Annotated in this window: 1 protein-coding gene; it reads right to left on the bottom strand. The window is 44.9% G+C overall.

What is annotated here, in order from left to right; genetic code table 11:
- Window positions 1–66: 66 nt before the first annotated feature.
- Window positions 67–1,080 carry an adenosine deaminase gene (locus R8O70_RS26015; RefSeq protein WP_318184563.1) on the bottom strand — a complete coding sequence of 338 codons (1,014 nt, stop codon included), beginning with the start codon at window positions 1,078–1,080 and terminating at the stop codon, window positions 67–69.
- Window positions 1,081–1,095 lie beyond the last annotated feature (15 nt).

Raw genomic sequence — 1,095 nt, 5'->3', positions numbered from 1 at the left:
TGAGCTTTTTCAGTCTAGCGCTTAAGTCCCGTTTTAACCACAGAGGGTTTGTAAGGGTATACCGCATTACATCGATGAATGTTGTGCAACATATTGTTCGACTTGATGACGATATTGAGCCTTCAACTCGTTGTCGATGAAGCTTGCATCGATAGCGTTGAGCGTGAATTTCGCCAGTTCTTCTTTGCTCATTGGATGTGCTTGATTCACTGCAAGGAAGTTATCGGTCATGTAGCCACCAAAGTAAACGGGGTCATCAGAGTTAATGGTTACCGCCACGCCTTTACGCAGAAGCTCTACGATGTTGTGCTGTCCCATTTCATCAAACACGCAAAGTTTGATGTTAGACAGCGGGCAAACAGTCAGTGGCATTTTGGTTTCAATCAGAGACTCCACTAGAGCTTCATCTTCTACGCAGCGAACGCCGTGATCAACGCGGCTCACTTCCAACATTTCAATCGCGTCGGTAATATTTTGCGCTGGTCCTTCTTCTCCGGCATGTGCCACGGTAAGCAAGCCTGCCTCTTTCGCTTTCTGGAAGACACGTAAAAACTTAGCTGGTGGATGGCCTTTTTCTGATGAATCTAGCCCCACTCCAATGATTTTATCGCGATGCTTTAAAACAGATTGCAGTGTATCCATCGCGCTTTCTTCTGACAAATGACGAAGGAAACAAGCGATGATCTGCGATGTGATGCCTAATTTTTCGCGGCCATCTGTCAGCGCTCTAGAAATGCCGTTGAGTACGGTGTCGAAGTTAATGCCACGTTCAGTGTGAGTGTGCGGGTCGAAGAATATCTCGGTATGAATCACATTGTCTGCTTTGCAATGCTCCAAGTATTCCCACGTTAGGTCATAAAAATCTTGCTCTGTGCGTAAAACATTTGCGCCTTGATAATAGAGGTCGAGAAAAGATTGCAGATCTTCAAATTGGTATGCCTCTCTCAATTCGCTTGGTGACGAATAAGGAATATCTATGCCATTGCGCTTGGCAAGTTTAAACATGAGTTCTGGTTCGAGTGAACCTTCGATATGTAAGTGCAGCTCTACTTTTGGAAGACCTTGAATAAATGCGTTCATATTCCACCTTATGTG

The organism is Vibrio sp. 779(2023) (genome assembly GCF_033344285.1).
Taxonomy (GTDB): Bacteria; Pseudomonadota; Gammaproteobacteria; order Enterobacterales; family Vibrionaceae; genus Vibrio; species Vibrio alginolyticus.
Note: the sequence above shows the minus strand (reverse complement) of the source record. Positions and strands in the feature narration are given on the sequence as shown.

Bases quoted from the DNA above. Each gene is read 5' to 3' on its own strand.
- R8O70_RS26015 (WP_318184563.1), bottom strand. From the start codon at position 1,080: ATGAACGCATTTATTCAAGGTCTTCCAAAAGTAGAGCTGCACTTACAT.